This is a genomic window from Ectopseudomonas khazarica, from assembly GCF_004521985.1.
Taxonomy (GTDB): domain Bacteria; phylum Pseudomonadota; class Gammaproteobacteria; order Pseudomonadales; family Pseudomonadaceae; genus Aquipseudomonas; species Aquipseudomonas khazarica.
Genome location: NZ_SBHZ01000002.1, coordinates 381298 through 402423, shown reverse-complemented (window position 1 = coordinate 402423; position 21126 = coordinate 381298). Strand labels below are relative to the sequence as shown.

16 protein-coding genes and 4 tRNA genes are annotated in these 21126 nt (G+C 59.9%); all 20 read left to right on the top strand.

Annotation, left to right across the window (positions count from 1 at the left end; translation table 11 throughout):
* The first annotated feature begins 445 nt into the window (after positions 1–445).
* The 20 genes from birA to tuf (EPK82_RS03700) all read left to right on the top strand — a co-directional run bounded on the left by birA (position 446) and on the right by tuf (EPK82_RS03700) (position 21098).
* Positions 446–1411 carry a bifunctional biotin--[acetyl-CoA-carboxylase] ligase/biotin operon repressor BirA gene (gene birA, locus EPK82_RS03795; RefSeq protein WP_134675810.1) on the top strand — a complete coding sequence of 322 codons (966 nt, stop codon included), beginning with the start codon at positions 446–448 and terminating at the stop codon, positions 1409–1411.
* On the top strand, positions 1401–2150 hold the full coding sequence (locus EPK82_RS03790) for a pantothenate kinase (protein WP_134675809.1): 750 nt from the start codon (positions 1401–1403) through the stop codon (positions 2148–2150). Before birA ends, EPK82_RS03790 begins: the two co-directional genes overlap by 11 nt.
* Before the next feature lie 8 nt (positions 2151–2158).
* Positions 2159–2848 carry an SPOR domain-containing protein gene (locus EPK82_RS03785; protein WP_134675808.1) on the top strand — a complete coding sequence of 230 codons (690 nt, stop codon included), beginning with the start codon at positions 2159–2161 and terminating at the stop codon, positions 2846–2848.
* A gap of 141 nt (positions 2849–2989) precedes the next feature.
* A tRNA-Tyr gene (locus tag EPK82_RS03780) sits at positions 2990–3074 on the top strand.
* A gap of 24 nt (positions 3075–3098) precedes the next feature.
* Positions 3099–3172: transfer RNA gene (locus EPK82_RS03775), tRNA-Gly, on the top strand.
* Between the two features lie 26 nt (positions 3173–3198).
* Positions 3199–3274, top strand: a tRNA-Thr gene (locus EPK82_RS03770).
* A gap of 84 nt (positions 3275–3358) precedes the next feature.
* On the top strand, positions 3359–4552 hold the full coding sequence (gene tuf / locus EPK82_RS03765; protein WP_134675807.1) for an elongation factor Tu: 1194 nt from the start codon (positions 3359–3361) through the stop codon (positions 4550–4552).
* A 53-nt stretch (positions 4553–4605) separates the two neighbouring features.
* Positions 4606–4681, top strand: a tRNA-Trp gene (locus tag EPK82_RS03760).
* Between the two features lie 42 nt (positions 4682–4723).
* Complete coding sequence (gene secE, locus EPK82_RS03755; RefSeq protein WP_037057257.1) at positions 4724–5092, top strand: preprotein translocase subunit SecE; 369 nt, start codon at positions 4724–4726, stop codon at positions 5090–5092.
* 9 nt (positions 5093–5101) lie between these two features.
* A complete protein-coding gene (gene nusG, locus EPK82_RS03750; RefSeq protein ID WP_037057253.1) occupies positions 5102–5635 on the top strand; it encodes a transcription termination/antitermination protein NusG in 534 nt (177 codons plus the stop codon).
* Between the two features lie 119 nt (positions 5636–5754).
* Positions 5755–6186 (top strand): 50S ribosomal protein L11, encoded by a 432-nt coding sequence (gene rplK, locus EPK82_RS03745; protein WP_021488823.1) that lies wholly within the window; start codon positions 5755–5757, stop codon positions 6184–6186.
* Positions 6186–6881: a 50S ribosomal protein L1 gene (gene rplA / locus EPK82_RS03740; protein ID WP_037057251.1), complete on the top strand. Its 696-nt coding sequence runs from the start codon at positions 6186–6188 to the stop codon at positions 6879–6881. Before rplK ends, rplA begins: the two co-directional genes overlap by 1 nt.
* 215 nt (positions 6882–7096) lie before the next feature.
* Complete coding sequence (rplJ, locus tag EPK82_RS03735; RefSeq protein WP_037057248.1) at positions 7097–7597, top strand: 50S ribosomal protein L10; 501 nt, start codon at positions 7097–7099, stop codon at positions 7595–7597.
* A gap of 81 nt (positions 7598–7678) precedes the next feature.
* On the top strand, positions 7679–8047 hold the full coding sequence (gene rplL, locus EPK82_RS03730) for a 50S ribosomal protein L7/L12 (RefSeq protein ID WP_037057245.1): 369 nt from the start codon (positions 7679–7681) through the stop codon (positions 8045–8047).
* A gap of 221 nt (positions 8048–8268) precedes the next feature.
* Positions 8269–12342 (top strand): DNA-directed RNA polymerase subunit beta, encoded by a 4074-nt coding sequence (rpoB, locus tag EPK82_RS03725; protein ID WP_037057242.1) that lies wholly within the window; start codon positions 8269–8271, stop codon positions 12340–12342.
* A gap of 61 nt (positions 12343–12403) precedes the next feature.
* A complete protein-coding gene (gene rpoC / locus EPK82_RS03720) occupies positions 12404–16603 on the top strand; it encodes a DNA-directed RNA polymerase subunit beta' (protein WP_037057238.1) in 4200 nt (1399 codons plus the stop codon).
* 146 nt (positions 16604–16749) lie between these two features.
* Positions 16750–17121 carry a 30S ribosomal protein S12 gene (gene rpsL / locus EPK82_RS03715; RefSeq protein WP_004373429.1) on the top strand — a complete coding sequence of 124 codons (372 nt, stop codon included), beginning with the start codon at positions 16750–16752 and terminating at the stop codon, positions 17119–17121.
* 104 nt (positions 17122–17225) lie between these two features.
* Positions 17226–17696 carry a 30S ribosomal protein S7 gene (rpsG, locus tag EPK82_RS03710; RefSeq protein ID WP_003246741.1) on the top strand — a complete coding sequence of 157 codons (471 nt, stop codon included), beginning with the start codon at positions 17226–17228 and terminating at the stop codon, positions 17694–17696.
* A gap of 30 nt (positions 17697–17726) precedes the next feature.
* Positions 17727–19874, top strand: a complete 2148-nt coding sequence (gene fusA, locus EPK82_RS03705; protein WP_037057235.1) for an elongation factor G — start codon at positions 17727–17729, stop codon at positions 19872–19874.
* Positions 19875–19904: 30 nt separating this feature from the next.
* Positions 19905–21098, top strand: a complete 1194-nt coding sequence (gene tuf, locus EPK82_RS03700) for an elongation factor Tu (protein WP_134675806.1) — start codon at positions 19905–19907, stop codon at positions 21096–21098.
* Positions 21099–21126 lie beyond the last annotated feature (28 nt).

Sequence of the window (21126 nt, the reverse complement as noted above, 5' to 3'; positions counted from 1 at the left end):
AACGACGCATCGCCGATGGTAGTGTGGTGCTTCACCATGTGAGAGTAGGTCATCGTCAAGCTCCTATACGAAACCCCAGATCTCTAACGAGGTCTGGGGTTTCTTCTTTGCGCGGCAGAAAGTCGGGTGTGGGCAGCGCCAACCGGCCGCGGGGTTGGTGGGGCAACCTGCAGGGCCCGTGATCGCCGGCAAGCCGGCTCCTACGATACGCGGCCTGGCGAAGTTCCCGTAGGAGCCCGCTTGCGGGCGATCGCGGTGATCGCCGTACCTGGGTGGTCGGGGCGTTCGCGGCTGAAGGTGTTCCTGTGCAGCGCTTTCGGGGGTGTTTGCCGGCGCGGTGCAATGCTTGGATCTTCTCCCCGGATCGGCGGTGGAACACTGCGTTTTCTATGCAAGTACAAGCCTCGTCGTTATCATGCCAGCCTTGTTCATAGCGGGGCCTCGCATGCTGGAATTGTTGAAACTTCTGCAGGATGGTCGCTTCCATTCCGGTGAAGCCCTTGGGGCTCGGCTCGGGATCAGTCGGAGTGCCATCTGGAAGCAGTTGCAGGGCCTGGAGGCTGAGCTGGGGGTCGAGGTGTTCAAGGTCCCAGGTAAAGGCTATCGGCTTTCTTCGCCCCTGGTCCTGCTCGATGCCGAGCGGATTTCACAGGCGGCGGGAGAGGTGGGCTGGCCCATCGCTGTCGAGTCCAGCCTGGATTCGACGAATGCGGAGATCTTCCGCCGCCTCGATTCCGGCGCTCGTCCGCCTTTCGTGTTGCTTGCCGAGCGTCAGACCGCGGGTCGCGGGCGGCGAGGTCGAGTGTGGGCGAGTCCGTTTGCCGAGAACCTCTATTGCAGTCTTGTCCTGCGCGTTGATGGTGGAATGAGTCAGGTCGAGGCCCTGAGTCTGACCGTCGGCCTGGCGGTGGCGAAAGCGCTGCGGGTGTGTGGCGTGACTGCGGCCGGGCTGAAGTGGCCGAATGATGTGTTGGTCGACGGGCGCAAGATATCCGGAATACTGCTCGAGCTCGCCGGTGATCCTGCAGATGTCTGTCATGTCGTGATCGGTATCGGTATCAATGTGAACATGCTGGTCGATACGCCCGCGTTGATCGATCAGCCCTGGACGTCGGTGCGGCAGTGTCTCGGCCACGCGCTCGACCGCAATCAGTTGGCGGCTGAACTCCTGAAGCAGTTGCGTGTGCATCTCTCCACGCATTGGCAGCAGGGCTTTGCCGGCTTGCGAGAAGAGTGGGAGGCGCTGCACGTGTGGCGAGGCCGCTCCGTCGCGTTGACCGCGGGAAGCAACGCAATCCTGGGTGTGGTGCAGGGCGTCGATGAACGAGGGGCGATTCGGCTGAGTGTCGATGGTGTCGATCAAACCTTCAGCGGTGGCGAGTTGAGCCTGAGGTTGCAGCATGATTCTTGAGCTCGACTGCGGTAACAGCTTCATCAAATGGCGAGTGATCTCCATCGACGCTGCTCAGCGTATTGCCGCTGGCGTGGTCAACGACGATGCTGGCCTGTTCGAGGCGCTGTCGGCTGTCCCCGATCTGCAGGTGGAGCATTGCCGCATGGTCAGTGTGCGCAGCGATGCCGAGACCGAGCAGTTGGTCGCCCGTCTGCGTGCGTCTCTGGGCGTGGAGGCGGTTTGCGCTCAGTCCGCCAGTCAGGTCGGCGCGGTACGCAATGGCTATGCTGACTTCCAGCGCCTGGGCCTGGACCGCTGGCTGGCCGTGCTCGGGGCTTACCATCTCGGTCAGCGCGCCTGTCTGGTGGTGGATCTGGGGACGGCCGTCACTGCCGATTTCATCTCCGCCGACGGTGCGCACCTGGGCGGCTTCATCTGTCCGGGGCTGCCGTTGATGCGTGATCAGCTGAGCACGCACACCCGGCGCATTCGTTACGACCGCCAGGTGGCGCTCGCGGCATTGCAGGAGCTGGATCCTGGGCGCTCCACCGCGGAGGCGGTCGAGCGCGGTTGCGTGCTGATGCTGCGTGGGTTCGTCGCCGAGCAGTTGGCGCAGGCGACAGCGCGCTTTCCGGATGGCTTCGAGGTGTTCCTGACGGGTGGGGACGCGGACCTGGTGCGTGATGCCGTGCCGGGCGCTCAGGTCGTCGCGGATCTGGTATTTGTCGGGTTGGCGATCGCCTGCCCCCTGAATTGAGGCAAGGCATGCGCTGGTTCCTGCTACTGCTGCTACTTCTTAACGCGTTCTACTACGTCTGGCATCAACAGCAGGCGCCGTTGCGAGCCAAGGAGGTGGCGTCGGCCAGTTCCTATCAGGGGGCGCGCAAGGACATACGGCTGCTCAGCGAGGCCGAGTCGCCTCGTCTGCCCGCAAGGCAGCCGGAGGTCGAGCCACAGGCGGCTGCCTCCGAGGCGGCGGTGTGTCTTTTCCTGGGGAGCTTCGAGGAAGAGTCTCGCGCCCGGGTCGTCGAGCAGCGCCTGCTGAGCCTGGACATACAGGCCGAGGTTCACAGCATCGATGCGGCTGCGGGCGTGGAGTTTTGGGTCTATCTGCCTCCGCTGGCGTCCCGGCAGGCGTCGTTGCGTCAGTTGCGAGAGCTGCAGGCGCGGCGCATCGACAGTTACATCATCACGCAGGGGGAGTTGGCGAACGGCATCTCCCTGGGCATCTTCCCGCGCAGCGATTCGGCCGACAGCGTCATGCAGCGCCTTCGCGAGGTGGGTTACGAGCCGCAGATGCGCGAGCTGTCGCGTGCCCATCGCAGTTTCTGGGTGCGGGTGGCCCCGCAAAGCAGGCGCCTGGCCGACGAATTTCTGCTGGGGCAACTGGCTGGAGACTTCGCAGGTTTGCAACATCAATTAATGCCGTGCGAGGGCGTTGCATTGCTCCGGTAGTTTGCATAGAATGGCGCCCGCTTCGCAGGGTGGTCAAAGTTGGTTCCCGACGAAGATGTTGTCAAAGTAGCTAACCTCAAGATTTTAATGAGAAAAAGCTTGACAGCAGGGTGGCAGATCTAGAAAATGCCGCCTCACTTTGGAGGGGTTCCCGAGCGGCCAAAGGGATCAGACTGTAAATCTGACGTCATCGACTTCGAAGGTTCGAATCCTTCCCCCTCCACCAGATTCAGCGTGAGCTGCAGGCTCCGCGGGCATAGTTCAGTGGTAGAACCTCAGCCTTCCAAGCTGATGATGCGGGTTCGATTCCCGCTGCCCGCTCCAGTTTGTGGTTGGCGCAATAGAGTTTGGCTCATGTAGCTCAGTTGGTAGAGCACACCCTTGGTAAGGGTGAGGTCAGCGGTTCAAGTCCGCTCATGAGCTCCATCTAATGAAGGCAGATATGAAAGTATCTGCCTTTGTTTTAATGGCAGCATGGCTTGCTCAATTCTTCGTTGGGAGACGGTCAAGATGGCTAAAGAGAAATTCGAACGTAACAAACCGCACGTCAACGTCGGCACCATCGGTCACGTTGACCACGGTAAGACCACTCTGACCGCTGCTCTGACCCGTGTCTGCTCCGAAGTTTTCGGTTCGGCCAAGGTCGACTTCGACAAGATCGACAGCGCTCCGGAAGAAAAAGCTCGTGGTATCACCATCAACACCGCGCACGTAGAGTACGACTCCAATATTCGTCACTACGCGCACGTTGACTGCCCGGGCCACGCCGACTACGTGAAGAACATGATCACCGGTGCTGCCCAGATGGACGGCGCGATCCTGGTCTGCTCGGCTGCCGACGGCCCGATGCCGCAAACTCGCGAGCACATCCTGCTGTCCCGTCAGGTTGGCGTACCGTACATCGTCGTGTTCCTGAACAAGGCCGACATGGTTGACGACGCTGAGCTGCTGGAACTGGTCGAGATGGAAGTTCGCGACCTGCTGAGCACCTACGATTTCCCGGGTGACGACACTCCGATCATCATCGGCTCCGCGCTGATGGCTCTGAACGGCGAAGACGCCAACGAAATGGGCACCAGCGCTGTTAAGAAGCTGGTCGAGACTCTGGACAGCTACATTCCTGAGCCGGTTCGTGCCATCGACCGTCCGTTCCTGATGCCGATCGAAGACGTATTCTCGATCTCCGGCCGCGGTACTGTTGTTACCGGTCGTGTAGAGCGCGGTATCGTCAAGATCCAGGAAGAAATCGAAATCGTTGGTCTGCGTCCGACCACCAAGACCACCTGCACCGGCGTTGAGATGTTCCGCAAGCTGCTGGACGAAGGTCGTGCTGGTGAGAACTGCGGCGTGCTGCTGCGCGGCACCAAGCGTGATGAAGTCGAGCGTGGTCAGGTTCTGGCCAAGCCGGGCACCATCAAGCCGCACACCAAGTTCGAAGCTGAAGTGTACGTTCTGTCCAAGGAAGAAGGTGGTCGTCACACCCCGTTCTTCAAGGGCTACCGTCCGCAGTTCTACTTCCGTACCACTGACGTGACCGGTTCGTGCGAACTGCCGGAAGGCGTTGAGATGGTAATGCCGGGCGACAACATCAAGATGGTTGTCACCCTGATCAAGCCGATCGCCATGGAAGACGGCCTGCGCTTCGCGATCCGCGAAGGCGGTCGTACCGTCGGCGCCGGCGTGGTTGCCAAGATCGTCGAGTAATCGGTTGATCTGTTCCTCTCAGGCCGGCATAATGGTCGGCCTGATTTTGCTTTAGGTCAGTAGCTCAATTGGCAGAGCGGCGGTCTCCAAAACCGCAGGTTGGGGGTTCGATTCCCTCCTGACCTGCCATTTTCTAACGAATCTGGCGTGTCTTTCACAGGATCTTCTCGAATGAATGTTAAGGCTGAAGCCAAAGACTCTCGCTTTGATCTGGTCAAGTGGCTGGTTGTCGCTGCCCTGGTTGTTGTGGGTGTCGTAGGTAATCAGTACTTCTCTGCTGAGCCGGTTCTGTATCGTGTTCTGGGTCTGGTTGCTCTGGGTGCTGTTGCTGCCTTCGTGGCGTTTCAGACTGCTCGTGGCCAGGCGTTCGCGGTTCTGCTGAAAGAAGCTCGCGTCGAGATTCGTAAAGTTGTTTGGCCGACCCGTCAGGAAACCACGCAGACCACATTGATCGTGGTCGCGGTTGTCCTGGTAATGGCGCTGCTGTTGTGGGGGCTCGATTCCCTGCTCGGTTGGCTTGTTTCCCTGATTGTTGGTTAAGGGTGTCTCGTGGCTAAGCGTTGGTACGTCGTGCATGCCTACTCGGGTTACGAGAAGCATGTGATGCGCTCGCTGATCGAGCGCGTGAAACTCGCTGGAATGGAAGATGAATTCGGCGAAATTCTCGTGCCCACTGAAGAAGTGGTCGAGATGCGCAACGGTCAGAAGCGCAAGAGTGAGCGCAAGTTCTTCCCTGGCTATGTTCTGGTCCAGATGGAAATGAACGAGGCGACTTGGCACTTGATCAAGGATACGCCGCGCGTCATGGGCTTCATTGGTGGTACTGCCGACAAGCCGGCGCCGATCACCGAGAAAGAAGCTGAAGCCATTCTCCGTCGTGTTGCCGATAACGGCGACAAGCCCAAGCCGAAGACGCTGTTCGAGCCGGGCGAGATGGTTCGTGTTGTCGATGGCCCGTTCGCCGATTTCGGTGGTGTGGTCGAAGAAGTGAATTACGAGAAGAGCCGTATCCAGGTTGCAGTGACCATCTTCGGTCGCTCCACCCCGGTCGAGCTGGAGTTCAGTCAGGTCGAGAAGGCATAACTGACATAAGCATCCCACACCCCGCAGCCTTAGGCTGCGGGGTTTTGTCGTCACTGGGATAAATGCGTAAGTAACCTCGGGGAGCCGTCAGGCGTTCGAACCCGAAATTGGAGTAGCTAATGGCTAAGAAAATTCAGGCTTATATCAAGCTGCAGGTTAAAGCCGGTCAGGCAAACCCGTCGCCACCCGTTGGTCCGGCTCTGGGTCAGCACGGTGTCAACATCATGGAATTCTGCAAGGCGTTCAACGCCAAGACTCAGGGCATGGAACCTGGTCTGCCGACTCCTGTGATCATCACCGTTTACAGCGACCGTAGCTTCACCTTTGAAACCAAGAGCACCCCGGCATCGGTACTGCTGAAGAAGGCCGCTGGCCTGAGCAGCGGATCCGCTCGCCCGAACACCGTCAAAGTAGGCACCGTTACCCGTGCTCAGCTGGAAGAGATCGCCAAGACCAAGCAGGCCGATCTGACTGCCGCTGACCTGGATGCGGCCGTGCGCACCATCGCCGGCTCCGCTCGTAGCATGGGCCTGAACGTGGAGGGTGTGTAATGGCTAAGTTGACCAAGCGCCAAAAGGCCATTGCGGCCAAGGTTGAAGCCGGCAAGGCCTACACCTTCGAAGAAGCTGCCGGCCTGCTGGCCGAGCTGTCTGCTGTCAAGTTCACCGAGTCCTTCGACGTCGCCGTGAACCTGGGCGTAGACCCGCGTAAATCCGACCAGGTCGTTCGTGGCGCCACCGTTCTGCCGAACGGCACCGGTAAAAGCGTTCGCGTTGCCGTGTTCACCCAGGGTCCGGGCGCTGAAGCCGCTCTGGCTGCTGGTGCCGACAAGGTAGGTATGGACGATCTGGCTGCCGAAATGAAAGCCGGCGACCTGAACTACGACGTCGTCATCGCTTCCCCGGACGCCATGCGCGTTGTTGGCCAGCTGGGTCAGGTTCTCGGCCCGCGCGGTCTGATGCCGAACCCGAAAGTCGGCACCGTGACTCCGGACGTCGCTACCGCGGTCAAGAATGCCAAGGCTGGTCAGGTGCGTTTCCGTACCGACAAGAACGGCATCATCCACACCTCCGTTGGCAAGGTCGGCTTCGAAGCCACCGCGCTGAAGCAGAACGTGGAAGCCCTGCTGGCTGACCTGAAGCGTCTGAAGCCGTCGACTTCGAAAGGCATCTACGTCAAGCGTGTGACCCTGAGCACCACCATGGGTCCTGGTCTGATCATCGATCAGGCTTCGCTCGACGCGTAAGTGATTGAGCCGGCAGCCTTGTGCTGCCGGCTTTGAAAAAATTGGGGTCCCTGCCTGGCGGGGGCTATCCAAGACCGTAGGTGGCGCAAGCTTTAAAGCAGAGAGAGCGATCTCCCTGAGCCTACGCAGATGGTGCTCCCGATTCATACCGAATCAGACACCAAAACGCCGTCCGGCCCATGTCGGACGAAACGGTAACATCCAGGAGTAAACCCGTGGCAATTAAACTCGAAGACAAGAAGGCCATCGTCGCTGAAGTCAACGAGGCTGCCAAAGCCGGTCTGTCCGCTGTCGTGGCTGATGCCCGTGGCGTGACCGTCGGCGCAATGACCGGACTCCGTAAAGAGGCCCGAGCGGCTGGTGTGTACGTGAAAGTCGTACGTAACACCCTGCTCAAGCGCGCTGTTGAAGGCACTCAGTTCGACGTGCTCAACGACGTGTTCAAAGGCCCGACCCTGATCGCGTTCTCCAACGAACATCCGGGCGCTGCTGCCCGTATCTTCAAGGATTTCGCCAAGGGTCAGGACAAGTTCGAGATCAAGGCAGCTGCGTTCGAGGGCCAGTTCCTCGCAGCAAACCAGATCGACGTACTGGCAAGCCTGCCGACCCGCGAAGAGGGCATTGCCCAGCTGATGAGCGTGATTCAAGGCGCCACCAGCAAACTCGCTCGCACGCTGGCAGCTATTCGCGACCAGAAAGAAGCTGCTGCTGCCTAAGGCCGCGTAAGCACTTTCGAAATCACATGTTTAATTTGATGGTCGCGTAAGGCCGTCACCCCAATACAGGAATTGATAGTCATGTCCCTGACTAACGAGCAAATCATCGAAGCTATCGGCCAGAAATCCGTTATGGAAATCGTTGAGCTGATCAAAGCGATGGAAGAAACCTTCGGCGTTACCGCTGCTGCTGCTGTTGCTGCCGGTCCGGCTGCTGCTGCTCCGGCTGCTGAAGAGCAAACCGAGTTCACCATCGTTCTGGCTGAAGCTGGCGACAAGAAAGTGAACGTGATCAAGGCTGTTCGCGAGCTGACCGGTCTGGGCCTGAAAGAAGCCAAGGCTGTCGTTGACGGCGCCCCGGGCGTGGTCAAGGAAGGCGCTTCGAAAGAAGAAGCCGAAGCTGCCAAGAAAGCCCTGGAAGAAGCAGGCGCCAAGGTCGAGCTCAAGTAAGTTCGCACCTTGCGTCTACAGCCCGAGCGACTCGCACAAGGCTGATGGCTGGTGGCTTTTGCCACCGGCCTTTTTCCGTTCTAGGTTGGCTGTTCGTCAGTCAGCCTGGGATCGGGAAGATCCCGCCCGAGAGGCGGCCGCAAACCGAGGGTTTGCACGATTTTCTGGTCATCGCCGCCGGCGCTGGCCAAATAAGCAGGTGACCAAGCTGGGGAACGCTGATGGCTTACTCATACACTGAGAAAAAACGTATCCGCAAGGACTTTAGCAAGTTGCCGGATGTCATGGATGTGCCTTACCTCCTGGCCATCCAGCTGGATTCCTATCGCGAATTCCTGCAGCAAGGGGCGAGCAAGGAACAGTTCCGTGACATCGGCCTGCATGCGGCCTTCAAATCGGTATTCCCGATCATCAGCTACTCCGGCAACGCCGCTCTGGAGTACGTCGGCTATCGCCTGGGCGATCCGGCGTTCGACGTCAAGGAGTGCGTCCTGCGTGGCGTGACCTTCGCCGTGCCGCTGCGCGTGAAGGTGCGTCTGATCATTTTCGACAAAGAGTCGTCGAACAAAGCGATCAAGGACATCAAAGAGCAGGAAGTGTACATGGGCGAAATCCCGCTCATGACCGAGAACGGTACCTTCGTCATCAACGGTACCGAGCGTGTGATCGTTTCCCAGCTGCACCGTTCGCCGGGCGTGTTCTTCGACCACGACCGTGGCAAGACCCACAGCTCGGGCAAGCTGCTGTACTCCGCTCGCATCATCCCGTACCGCGGTTCCTGGCTGGACTTCGAGTTCGACCCGAAGGACGCGGTATTCGTGCGTATCGACCGTCGCCGCAAACTGCCGGCGTCCGTCCTGCTGCGCGCGCTCGGCTACAGCACCGAGGAAGTGCTGGATGCCTTCTACGACACCAACGTCTACCACGTTAAGAGCGAAGGCCTGAGCCTGGAGCTCGTGCCTCAGCGCCTGCGCGGTGAAGTCGCGGTCCTGGACATCAAGGACGGCAGCGGCAAGGTGATCGTGGAGCAGGGCCGTCGTATCACTGCCCGCCACATCAACCAGCTGGACAAGGCTGGCATCAAAGAGCTGGACGTTCCGCTCGAGTACGTCATTGGCCGCACCACTGCCAAGGCCGTCGTGCATCCGGCCACCGGCGAAATCATCGCCGAGTGCAACACCGAGCTGACCGCCGACCTGCTGGTCAAGATGTCCAAGGCACAGGTTGTCCGCTTCGAGACCCTGTACACCAACGATATCGACTGTGGTCCGTTCATCAGTGACACCCTGAAGATCGACAGCACCACCAATCAGCTGGAAGCGCTGGTCGAGATCTACCGCATGATGCGTCCGGGCGAGCCGCCAACCAAGGACGCAGCCGAGACCCTGTTCAACAACCTGTTCTTCAGCGCCGAGCGTTACGACCTGTCCGCCGTCGGCCGCATGAAGTTCAACCGTCGTATCGGTCGTACCGAGATCGAAGGTTCGGGCGTGCTGAGCAAGGAAGACATCGTTGCCGTACTGAAGACCCTGGTCGATATCCGTAACGGCAAAGGCATCGTCGATGACATCGACCACCTGGGTAACCGTCGCGTACGTTGCGTCGGCGAGATGGCCGAGAACCAGTTCCGCGTGGGCCTGGTGCGTGTCGAGCGCGCGGTCAAGGAACGTCTGTCGATGGCCGAAAGCGAAGGCCTGATGCCGCAGGACCTGATCAACGCCAAGCCGGTTGCGGCGGCGGTGAAGGAGTTCTTCGGTTCCAGCCAGCTTTCCCAGTTCATGGACCAGAACAACCCGCTCTCCGAGATCACCCACAAGCGCCGCGTATCCGCACTCGGCCCAGGTGGTCTGACCCGTGAGCGCGCCGGCTTCGAAGTCCGCGACGTACACCCGACCCACTACGGCCGTGTGTGCCCGATCGAGACGCCTGAAGGTCCGAACATCGGTCTGATCAACTCGCTGGCTGCCTACGCCCGCACCAACCAGTACGGCTTCCTGGAAAGCCCGTACCGCGTGGTCAAGGAAGGCAAGGTCACCAACGACATCGTGTTCCTGTCGGCCATCGAAGAAGCCGATCACGTGATCGCCCAGGCCTCCGCCACCCTGAACGACAAGGGTGAGCTGGTCGACGAGCTGGTTGCCGTACGTCACCTGAACGAATTCACCGTGAAGGCGCCGGAAGACGTCACCCTGATGGACGTTTCGCCGAAGCAGGTTGTTTCCGTCGCTGCCTCGCTGATTCCGTTCCTCGAGCACGACGACGCCAACCGTGCACTCATGGGTTCGAACATGCAGCGTCAGGCTGTACCGACCCTGCGCGCCGACAAGCCGCTGGTAGGTACCGGCATGGAGCGCAACGTCGCCCGTGACTCCGGTGTCTGCGTCGTGGCCCGTCGCGGTGGTGTGATCGACTCGGTCGACGCCAGCCGTATCGTGGTTCGCGTCAATGATGACGAAGTCGAAACTGGCGAAGCCGGTGTCGACATCTACAACCTGACCAAGTACACCCGCTCCAACCAGAACACCTGCATCAACCAGCGTCCGCTGGTGAGCAAGGGTGATCAGGTTGCGCGTGGCGACATCATGGCTGACGGCCCGTCCACCGACATGGGTGAACTGGCGCTGGGTCAGAACATGCGCGTTGCGTTCATGCCGTGGAACGGCTTCAACTTCGAAGACTCCATCTGCCTGTCCGAGCGCGTGGTTCAGGAAGACCGCTTCACCACCATCCACATCCAGGAACTGACCTGTGTGGCGCGTGACACCAAGCTCGGCCCAGAGGAAATCTCCTCGGATATCCCGAACGTTGGTGAAGCTGCACTGAACAAGCTGGACGAAGCCGGTATCGTCTACGTCGGTGCCGAAGTCGGCCCGGGCGACATCCTGGTCGGCAAGGTCACCCCGAAAGGCGAGACCCAGCTGACTCCGGAAGAGAAGCTGCTGCGTGCGATCTTCGGTGAGAAGGCGTCCGACGTGAAGGACACCTCCCTGCGCGTGCCGACTGGCACCAAGGGTACCGTCATCGACGTACAGGTCTTCACCCGTGATGGTGTCGAGCGCGACAGCCGTGCCCTGGCCATCGAGAAAGAGCAGCTCGACGAGATCCGCAAGGATCTGAACGAAGAGTTCCGCATCGTCGAAGGTGCGACCTTCGAGCGTCTGCGTTCCGCTCTGGTGGGTGCCATCGCCGAAGGCGGCGCCGGCCTGAAGAAAGGCAGCGCGGTCACCGACGAGTTCCTCGACGGCCTCGAGCGTGGTCAGTGGTTCAAGCTGCGCATGGCCGACGACGCGCTGAACGAGCAGCTGGAGAAGGCCCAGGCCTACATCTCCGACCGCCGTCAGCTGCTCGACGACAAGTTCGAAGACAAGAAGCGCAAGCTGCAGCAGGGCGATGACCTGGCTCCGGGCGTACTGAAGATCGTCAAGGTCTACCTGGCCATCCGCCGTCGCATCCAGCCGGGTGACAAGATGGCCGGTCGTCACGGTAACAAGGGTGTGGTCTCGGTGATCATGCCGGTCGAAGACATGCCGCACGACGCCAACGGTACGCCGGTCGACATCGTCCTCAACCCGCTGGGCGTACCGTCGCGTATGAACGTCGGTCAGATCCTCGAAACCCACCTGGGCCTGGCGGCCAAGGGCCTGGGCGAGAAGATCAACCGCATGCTCGAAGAGCAGCGCAAGATCGCTGAGCTGCGCAAGTTCCTCGCCGAGATCTACAACGAGATCGGCGGTCGTCAGGAAAACCTCGACGAGTTCTCCGACAACGAGATCCTCGAGCTGGCGAAGAACCTGAAAGGCGGCGTGCCGATGGCGACTGCCGTGTTCGACGGTGCCAAGGAAACCGAGATCAAGGCCATGCTGAAGCTGGCTGATCTGCCGGAAAGCGGCCAGATGCGTCTGTTCGACGGTCGTACTGGTAACCAGTTCGAGCGCCCGACCACCGTCGGCTACATGTACATGCTCAAACTGAACCACCTGGTGGACGACAAGATGCACGCGCGTTCCACTGGTTCCTACAGCCTGGTTACCCAGCAGCCGCTGGGTGGTAAGGCGCAGTTCGGTGGTCAGCGTTTCGGGGAGATGGAGGTCTGGGCGCTGGAAGCCTACGGTGCCGCCTACACCCTGCAGGAAATGCTGACCGTGAAGTCGGACGACGTGAACGGCCGTACCAAGATGTACAAGAACATCGTGGATGGCGATCACCGCATGGAGCCGGGCATGCCCGAGTCCTTCAACGTGCTGATCAAAGAGATCCGTTCGCTCGGCATCGACATCGATCTGGAAACCGAATAACACGCGACGTGAGGAGAGCGGGGCGGTTAGCCCGCTCTCCGCTCCGCCAGGAGGAAAGGCCTTGAAAGACCTACTGAATTTGCTGAAAAACCAGGGTCAGATCGAAGAGTTCGACGCCATCCGCATCGGGTTGGCCTCGCCTGAGATGATCCGTTCGTGGTCGTTCGGTGAAGTTAAAAAGCCGGAAACCATCAACTACCGTACCTTCAAGCCAGAGCGCGACGGCCTGTTCTGCGCCAAGATCTTTGGCCCGGTCAAGGACTACGAGTGCCTGTGCGGCAAGTACAAGCGCCTCAAGCACCGCGGTGTGATCTGCGAGAAGTGCGGCGTTGAAGTCGCGCTGGCCAAGGTTCGTCGTGAGCGCATGGCGCACATCGAACTGGCCTCGCCGGTCGCCCACATCTGGTTCCTGAAGTCGCTGCCGTCCCGTATCGGCCTGCTGATGGACATGACCCTGCGTGACATCGAGCGCGTGCTCTACTTCGAGAGCTACGTGGTGATCGATCCGGGCATGACCACCCTCGAGAAGGGTCAGCTGCTGAACGACGAGCAGTACTTCGAAGCCCTCGAAGAGTTCGGTGACGACTTCGACGCGCGCATGGGCGCCGAAGCCGTGCGCGAGCTGCTGCACGCCATCGACCTGGATCACGAGATCGGTCGCCTGCGTGAAGAGATTCCGCAGACCAACTCCGAGACCAAGATCAAGAAGCTGTCCAAGCGCCTGAAGCTGATGGAAGCCTTCAAGGACTCCGGCAACCTGCCGGAGTGGATGGTCCTGACCGTTCTGCCGGTTCTGCCGCCGGACCTGCGTCCGCTGGTCCCGCTGGATGGTGGCCGCTTCGCGACTTCGGATCTGAACGATCTGTATCGCCGCGTGATCAACCGTAACAACCGTCTGAAGCGCCTGCTCGATCTGTCGGCGCCGGACATCATCGTGCGCAACGAAAAGCGCATGCTGCAGGAAGCGGTCGACGCCCTGCTCGACAACGGCCGTCGCGGTCGCGCCATCACCGGCTCGAACAAGCGTCCGCTGAAGTCGCTGGCCGACATGATCAAGGGTAAGCAAGGTCGCTTCCGTCAGAACCTGCTCGGTAAGCGCGTGGACTACTCCGGTCGTTCCGTTATTACCGTGGGCCCGACCCTGCGCCTGCACCAGTGCGGTCTGCCGAAGAAGATGGCTCTGGAACTGTTCAAGCCGTTCATCTTCGGCAAGCTGGAAGCCCGTGGTCTGGCGACCACCATCAAGGCGGCCAAGAAGATGGTCGAGCGCGAACTGCCCGAGGTCTGGGACGTTCTCGCCGAAGTCATCCGCGAACATCCCGTGCTGCTCAACCGTGCACCGACCCTGCACCGTCTCGGTATCCAGGCGTTCGAGCCGGTTCTGATCGAAGGCAAGGCCATCCAGCTGCACCCGCTGGTCTGCGCCGCGTACAACGCCGACTTCGACGGTGACCAGATGGCCGTGCACGTGCCGCTGACCCTCGAGGCCCAGCTGGAAGCGCGCGCGCTGATGATGTCGACCAACAACATCCTCTCGCCCGCCAACGGCGAGCCGATCATCGTACCGTCGCAGGACGTGGTTCTGGGTCTGTACTACATGACCCGTGAAGCGGTGAACGCCAAGGGTGAAGGTCGCGTCTTCGCCGACCTGCAGGAAGTCGACCGCGTGTTCCGCGCCGGCGAAGCGTCCCTGCACGCCCGTGTGAAAGTGCGTATCAACGAAACCGTCAAAGAGAAAGACGGTTCGATCAGCAAGAACACCCGCATCGTCGACACCACTGTCGGCCGCGCGCTGCTGTTCCAGGTGGTACCGGCCGGCCTGTCCTACGACGTGGTCAACCAGCCGATGAAGAAGAAGGCGATCTCCAAGTTGATCAACCAGTGCTACCGCACCGTGGGTCTGAAGGACACCGTCATCTTCGCCGACCAGCTGATGTACACCGGTTTCGCCTACTCGACCATCTCCGGTGTGTCGATCGGCGTGAACGACTTCGTCATCCCGGATGAAAAGGCGCGCATCATCGATGCCGCCACCGAGGAAGTGAAGGAAATCGAATCGCAGTACGCCTCCGGCCTGGTTACCCAGGGCGAGAAGTACAACAAGGTGATCGACCTGTGGTCGAAGGCCAACGACGAAGTCTCCAAGGCGATGATGGCCAACCTCTCGAAAGAGCCGGTGGTCGATCGCGAAGGCAAGACCGTCGAGCAGGAGTCCTTCAACTCCATGTACATGATGGCCGACTCCGGTGCGCGGGGTTCCGCCGCCCAGATTCGTCAGCTGGCCGGTATGCGTGGTCTGATGGCCAAGCCGGACGGTTCCATCATCGAAACGCCGATCACGGCGAACTTCCGTGAAGGTCTGTCGGTTCTGCAGTACTTCATCTCCACCCACGGTGCTCGTAAAGGTCTGGCGGATACCGCACTGAAGACCGCGAACTCCGGTTACCTGACCCGTCGTCTGGTCGACGTGGCCCAGGATCTGGTGGTGACCGAGGTCGACTGCGGCACCGAGCATGGTCTGCTGATGACTCCGCACATCGAAGGCGGCGACGTGGTCGAGCCGCTCGGTGAGCGCGTTCTGGGTCGTGTCATCGCCAAGGACGTGCCGAAGCCGGGCAGCGACGAGATCATCGTGCCGGCCGGTACCCTGATCGACGAGCAGTGGGTCGAGTTCATCGAGCTGAACAGCGTCGACGAAGTGGTCGTGCGTTCGCCGATCACCTGCGAAACCCGCTACGGCATCTGCTCCGCGTGCTACGGCCGCGATCTGGCCCGTGGTCACCAGGTCAACATCGGTGAGGCGGTCGGCGTTATCGCTGCCCAGTCGATCGGTGAGCCGGGTACCCAGCTGACCATGCGTACCTTCCACATTGGTGGTGCTGCAAGCCGTACCTCGGCTGCCGACAGCGTCCAGGTGAAGAACGGTGGTGCGATCCGTCTGCACAACCTGAAGCACGTCGAGCGTGTCGACGGCAACCTGGTAGCGGTTTCCCGTTCCGGTGAGCTGGCCGTGGCCGACGAGTTCGGTCGTGAGCGCGAGCGCTACAAGCTGCCGTACGGTGCCGTGATTTCCGTGAAGGAAGGCGACAAGGTCGACGCTGGCGCCATCGTCGCCAAGTGGGACCCGCACACCCACCCGATCGTGACCGAAATGAAGGGTATCGTGACCTTCGTCGGCATGGAGGAGGGCATCACCATCAAGCGCCAGACCGACGAACTGACCGGTCTGACCAACATCGAGGTGATGGATCCGAAGGATCGTCCGGCTGCTGGCAAGGACATTCGTCCGGCCATCAAGATGGTCGACGCCAACGGCAAGGAACTGCTGCTGCCGGGTACCGACGTACCGGCCCAGTACTTCCTGCCTGCCAACGCCCTGGTCGGCGTGGCGGATGGTGCGCAGATCGCGGTCGGTGACGTTATTGCCCGTATCCCGCAGGAAACCTCGAAGACCCGCGACATCACCGGTGGTCTGCCGCGCGTTGCCGACCTGTTCGAAGCCCGTCGTCCGAAGGAAGCTTCGATCCTGGCGGAAATCAGCGGCACCATCTCGTTCGGCAAGGAGACCAAGGGCAAGCGCCGTCTGGTCATCACTCCGACCGATGGCAGCGATCCGTACGAGGAGCTGATTCCGAAGTGGCGTCACCTGAACGTGTTCGAAGGTGAACAGGTCAACAAGGGTGAAGTCATCTCCGACGGTCCGAGCGATCCGCACGACATCCTGCGTCTGCTGGGCGTCAGCGCGCTGGCCAAGTACATCGTCAACGAGATCCAGGACGTCTACCGTCTGCAGGGCGTGAAGATCAACGACAAGCACATCGAGACCATCCTGCGTCAGATGCTGCGCAAGGTCGAAGTCAGCGAGTCCGGCGATTCGTCCTTCATCAAGGGCGACCAGATGGAGCTCACCCAGGTTCTGGGCGAGAACGAGCGTCTGGCCGAGGAAGACAAGTTCATCGCCAAGTACACCCGCGTACTGCTGGGTATCACCAAGGCGTCGCTGTCCACCGAGTCGTTCATCTCGGCGGCTTCCTTCCAGGAAACCACCCGCGTCCTCACCGAGGCGGCGGTTACTGGCAAGCGCGACTACCTGCGTGGCCTGAAAGAGAACGTGGTCGTGGGTCGTCTGATCCCGGCTGGTACCGGCCTGGCCTATCACAGCGAGCGCAAGCGCAAGCGTGATGCCGACAAGCCGGTCCGCGTCAGCGCCAGTGAGGTCGAAGCCGCACTGACCGAAGCGCTGAACTCCAGCGGAAATTGAGTCGAAGCCCCGTCAGTTCGCTGGCGGGGCTTTGCCTTGACTGGGGGCGTGAGTCTCTTTAGACTCATGCACCCCTAAATTTGGCAGGGCGTTTGGCTCTGCCATCTTTATTTGTGAGCGTCGAAAGACAACAGTGGAGCTAGTAGATGGCAACTATCAACCAGCTGGTACGTCAGCCGCGTAAGCGCATCGTCGAGAAATCCGACGTGCCTGCGCTGCAGAACTGCCCGCAGCGTCGTGGCGTGTGCACCCGCGTGTACACCACCACGCCGAAGAAACCTAACTCGGCACTGCGTAAAGTATGCCGCGTGCGTCTGACCAACGGCTACGAAGTGTCTTCGTACATCGGCGGTGAAGGCCACAACCTGCAAGAGCACAGCGTCGTGCTGATCCGTGGCGGTCGTGTAAAAGACCTTCCGGGTGTGCGCTACCACACCGTGCGTGGTTCGCTGGATACCTCCGGCGTCAAAGACCGTAAGCAGGGTCGTTCCAAGTACGGTACCAAGCGTCCGAAATAAGGCCGCTTGATCCTTTTTATTTAGTTGAGTCGATAAGAGTAAGGTCGGGCGCGGCGTTCGCCGTTGGTCCCGAGCTAACCTGAAGACCGTTTGAGGGCTTATCAATGCCAAGACGTCGTGTAGCAGCCAAGCGTGAGATCCTGGACGATCCGAAATACGGAAGCCAGATCCTCGCCAAATTCATGAACCACGTGATGGAAAGCGGCAAGAAGGCCGTGGCCGAGCGCATCGTTTACGGTGCTCTGGACACTGTCAAAGCACGCAAGAACAGCGATCCCCTGGAGATCTTCGAGAAAGCTCTCGACGCCATCGCTCCGCTGGTCGAAGTCAAGTCCCGCCGTGTAGGCGGTGCTACCTACCAGGTTCCGGTCGAAGTTCGTCCGTCCCGTCGTAACGCTCTGGCCATGCGCTGGCTGGTGGACTACGCGCGCAAGCGTGGTGAGAAGTCCATGGCTCTGCGTCTGGCTGGTGAGTTGCTGGATGCTGCTGAAGGCAAAGGCGCTGCTGTCAAGAAGCGTGAAGACGTGCACCGTATGGCTGAAGCCAACAAGGCTTTCTCGCACTACCGCTTCTAATTCCGGCTCCACTAACCTTGCGAGGGCTTTATGGCTCGTAATACAGCAATTAACCGCTACCGTAACATCGGTATCTGTGCCCACGTTGACGCGGGCAAGACCACCACTACCGAGCGGATCCTGTTCTACACAGGCCTGAGCCACAAGATGGGCGAGGTGCATGATGGCGCCGCGACCACCGACTGGATGGTTCAGGAGCAGGAGCGTGGTATTACCATTACTTCTGCTGCGATCACCACCTTCTGGGAAGGTTCTCGTCGTCAGTACGACAAGTACCGCGTAAACGTCATCGATACCCCCGGTCACGTTGACTTCACCATCGAAGTAGAGCGCTCCCTGCGCGTACTCGACGGTGCCGTCGTCGTGTTCTGTGGTACTTCGGGCGTTGAGCCGCAGTCCGAAACCGTATGGCGTCAGGCCAACAAGTACGGTGTTCCGCGTATCGTCTACGTGAACAAGATGGACCGTGCCGGTGCCAACTTCCTGCGCGTCGTCGGTCAGATCAAGAACCGTCTGGGTCACACTCCGGTTCCAATCCAGATCGCCATCGGTGCCGAAGACAACTTCCAGGGTCAGGTCGACCTGATCAAGATGAAAGCCATCTACTGGAACGATGACGACAAGGGCACTACCTATCGCGAGGAAGAGATTCCTGCGGAGCTGGTAGACCTGGCCAACGAGTGGCGCTCCAACATGGTCGAGGCTGCTGCCGAGGCCAACGAAGAGCTGATGAACAAGTACCTCGAAGAAGGTGACCTGTCCGTCGACGACATCAAGGCTGGTCTGCGCGCCCGTACTCTGGCGAGCGAGATCGTTCCTGCTGTCTGCGGTTCTTCGTTCAAGAACAAGGGTGTTCCCCTGGTTCTGGACGCCGTCATCGATTTCCTGCCTGCTCCGACCGAGATCCCGGCGATCAAGGGTATCCACCCGGATCTGGCCGAGAAGCCGAAAGAGCAGATGGAAGAGTCGGACTACGACGAGCGTCACGCGGACGACAACGAGCCGTTCTCGGCTCTGGCGTTCAAGATCGCGACCGACCCGTTCGTCGGTACCCTGACCTTCGTTCGCGTCTACTCGGGCGTTCTGGAGTCTGGCCAGTCGGTCATCAACTCCGTGAAGGGCAAGAAAGAGCGCGTTGGTCGTATGGTGCAGATGCACGCCAACCAGCGTGAAGAGATCAAAGAAGTACGCGCTGGTGACATCGCTGCTCTGATCGGCATGAAGGACGTCACCACTGGTGAAACCCTGTGCGATCCCGAGAAGCAGATCATCCTCGAACGTATGGACTTCCCGGAGCCGGTGATTTCGGTAGCTGTAGAGCCGAAAACCAAGGCTGACCAGGAGAAGATGGGTATCGCTCTGGGCAAACTCGCTCAGGAAGACCCGTCGTTCCGCGTCAAGACTGACGAGGAAACCGGTCAGACCATCATCTCCGGTATGGGTGAGCTGCACCTGGACATTCTCGTTGACCGCATGAAGCGCGAATTCAACGTTGAAGCCAACATCGGTAAGCCGCAGGTTTCCTACCGTGAAACCATCACCAAGGACGCTGTCGAGATCGAAGGCAAGTTCGTTCGTCAGTCCGGTGGTCGCGGTCAGTTCGGTCACTGCTGGATTCGCTTCTCGACTCCGGACGTGGACGACAAGGGCAACATCACTGAAGGCCTGGTGTTCACTAACGAGGTCGTTGGTGGTGTGGTACCGAAGGAATACATCCCGGCTATCCAGAAGGGTATCGAAGAGCAGATGAAGAACGGCGTCGTCGCCGGCTATCCGCTGATCGGCCTGAAGGCTACCGTGTTCGATGGTTCCTACCACGACGTCGACTCCAACGAGATGGCGTTCAAGATCGCTGCCTCCATGGCGACCAAGCAGCTGGCCCAGAAGGGTGGCGGCAAGGTGCTCGAGCCGATCATGAAAGTGGAAGTGGTGACTCCTGAGGATTACATGGGTGACGTGATGGGTGACCTGAACCGTCGTCGTGGTCTGATCCAGGGTATGGAAGATTCGGTCTCCGGCAAGGTCATCCGTGCCGAAGTTCCGCTGGGCGAGATGTTTGGTTACGCTACCGACGTTCGTTCCATGTCCCAGGGTCGCGCCAGCTACTCCATGGAATTCTCCAAGTACGCAGAGGCTCCGGCGAACATCGTCGAAGCACTGGTTAAAAAACAAGGCTAATCCCGCCCTTTAAGTAAGAGGTTTACTGTCGTGGCTAAGGAAAAATTCGAACGTAACAAACCGCACGTCAACGTCGGCACCATCGGTCACGTTGACCACGGTAAGACCACTCTGACCGCTGCTCTGACCCGTGTCTGCTCCGAAGTTTTCGGTTCGGCCAAGGTCGACTTCGACAAGATCGACAGCGCTCCGGAAGAAAAAGCTCGTGGTATCACCATCAACACTGCGCACGTAGAGTACGACTCCAACATTCGTCACTACGCGCACGTTGACTGCCCGGGCCACGCCGACTACGTGAAGAACATGATCACCGGTGCTGCCCAGATGGATGGCGCGATCCTGGTCTGCTCGGCTGCCGACGGCCCGATGCCGCAAACTCGTGAGCACATCCTGCTGTCCCGTCAGGTTGGCGTACCGTACATCGTCGTGTTCCTGAACAAGGCCGACATGGTTGACGACGCTGAGCTGCTGGAACTGGTCGAGATGGAAGTTCGCGACCTGCTGAGCACCTACGATTTCCCGGGTGACGACACTCCGATCATCATCGGCTCCGCGCTGATGGCTCTGAACGGCGAAGACACCAACGAAATGGGCACCAGCGCTGTTAAGAAGCTGGTCGAGACTCTGGACAGCTACATTCCTGAGCCGGTTCGTGCCATCGACCGTCCGTTCCTGATGCCGATCGAAGACGTATTCTCGATCTCCGGCCGCGGTACTGTTGTTACCGGTCGTGTAGAGCGCGGTATCGTCAAGATCCAGGAAGAAATCGAAATCGTTGGTCTGCGTCCGACCACCAAGACCACCTGCACCGGCGTTGAGATGTTCCGCAAGCTGCTGGACGAAGGTCGTGCTGGTGAGAACTGTGGCGTGCTGCTGCGCGGCACCAAGCGTGATGAAGTCGAGCGTGGTCAGGTTCTGGCCAAGCCGGGCACCATCAAGCCGCACACCAAGTTCGAAGCTGAAGTGTACGTTCTGTCCAAGGAAGAAGGTGGTCGTCACACCCCGTTCTTCAAGGGCTACCGTCCGCAGTTCTACTTCCGTACCACTGACGTGACCGGTTCGTGCGAACTGCCGGAAGGCGTTGAGATGGTAATGCCGGGCGACAACATCAAGATGGTTGTCACCCTGATCAAGCCGATCGCCATGGAAGACGGCCTGCGCTTCGCGATCCGCGAAGGCGGTCGTACCGTCGGCGCCGGCGTGGTTGCCAAGATCGTCGAGTAATCAACGATCCGCTTGAAAGAAAGGGGCC

What these genes read in the sequence shown, in the direction of transcription:
- birA (WP_134675810.1), top strand. Translation starts at nt 446, where the DNA reads ATGCTGGAATTGTTGAAACTTCTGCAGGATGGTCGCTTCCATTCCGGT.
- EPK82_RS03790 (WP_134675809.1), top strand. Translation starts at nt 1,401, where the DNA reads ATGATTCTTGAGCTCGACTGCGGTAACAGCTTCATCAAATGGCGAGTG.
- EPK82_RS03785 (WP_134675808.1), top strand. Translation starts at nt 2,159, where the DNA reads ATGCGCTGGTTCCTGCTACTGCTGCTACTTCTTAACGCGTTCTACTAC.
- tuf (WP_134675807.1), top strand. Translation starts at nt 3,359, where the DNA reads ATGGCTAAAGAGAAATTCGAACGTAACAAACCGCACGTCAACGTCGGC.
- secE (WP_037057257.1), top strand. Translation starts at nt 4,724, where the DNA reads ATGAATGTTAAGGCTGAAGCCAAAGACTCTCGCTTTGATCTGGTCAAG.
- rplK (WP_021488823.1), top strand. Translation starts at nt 5,755, where the DNA reads ATGGCTAAGAAAATTCAGGCTTATATCAAGCTGCAGGTTAAAGCCGGT.
- rplA (WP_037057251.1), top strand. Translation starts at nt 6,186, where the DNA reads ATGGCTAAGTTGACCAAGCGCCAAAAGGCCATTGCGGCCAAGGTTGAA.
- rplL (WP_037057245.1), top strand. Translation starts at nt 7,679, where the DNA reads ATGTCCCTGACTAACGAGCAAATCATCGAAGCTATCGGCCAGAAATCC.
- rpoB (WP_037057242.1), top strand. Translation starts at nt 8,269, where the DNA reads ATGGCTTACTCATACACTGAGAAAAAACGTATCCGCAAGGACTTTAGC.
- rpsL (WP_004373429.1), top strand. Translation starts at nt 16,750, where the DNA reads ATGGCAACTATCAACCAGCTGGTACGTCAGCCGCGTAAGCGCATCGTC.
- rpsG (WP_003246741.1), top strand. Translation starts at nt 17,226, where the DNA reads ATGCCAAGACGTCGTGTAGCAGCCAAGCGTGAGATCCTGGACGATCCG.
- fusA (WP_037057235.1), top strand. Translation starts at nt 17,727, where the DNA reads ATGGCTCGTAATACAGCAATTAACCGCTACCGTAACATCGGTATCTGT.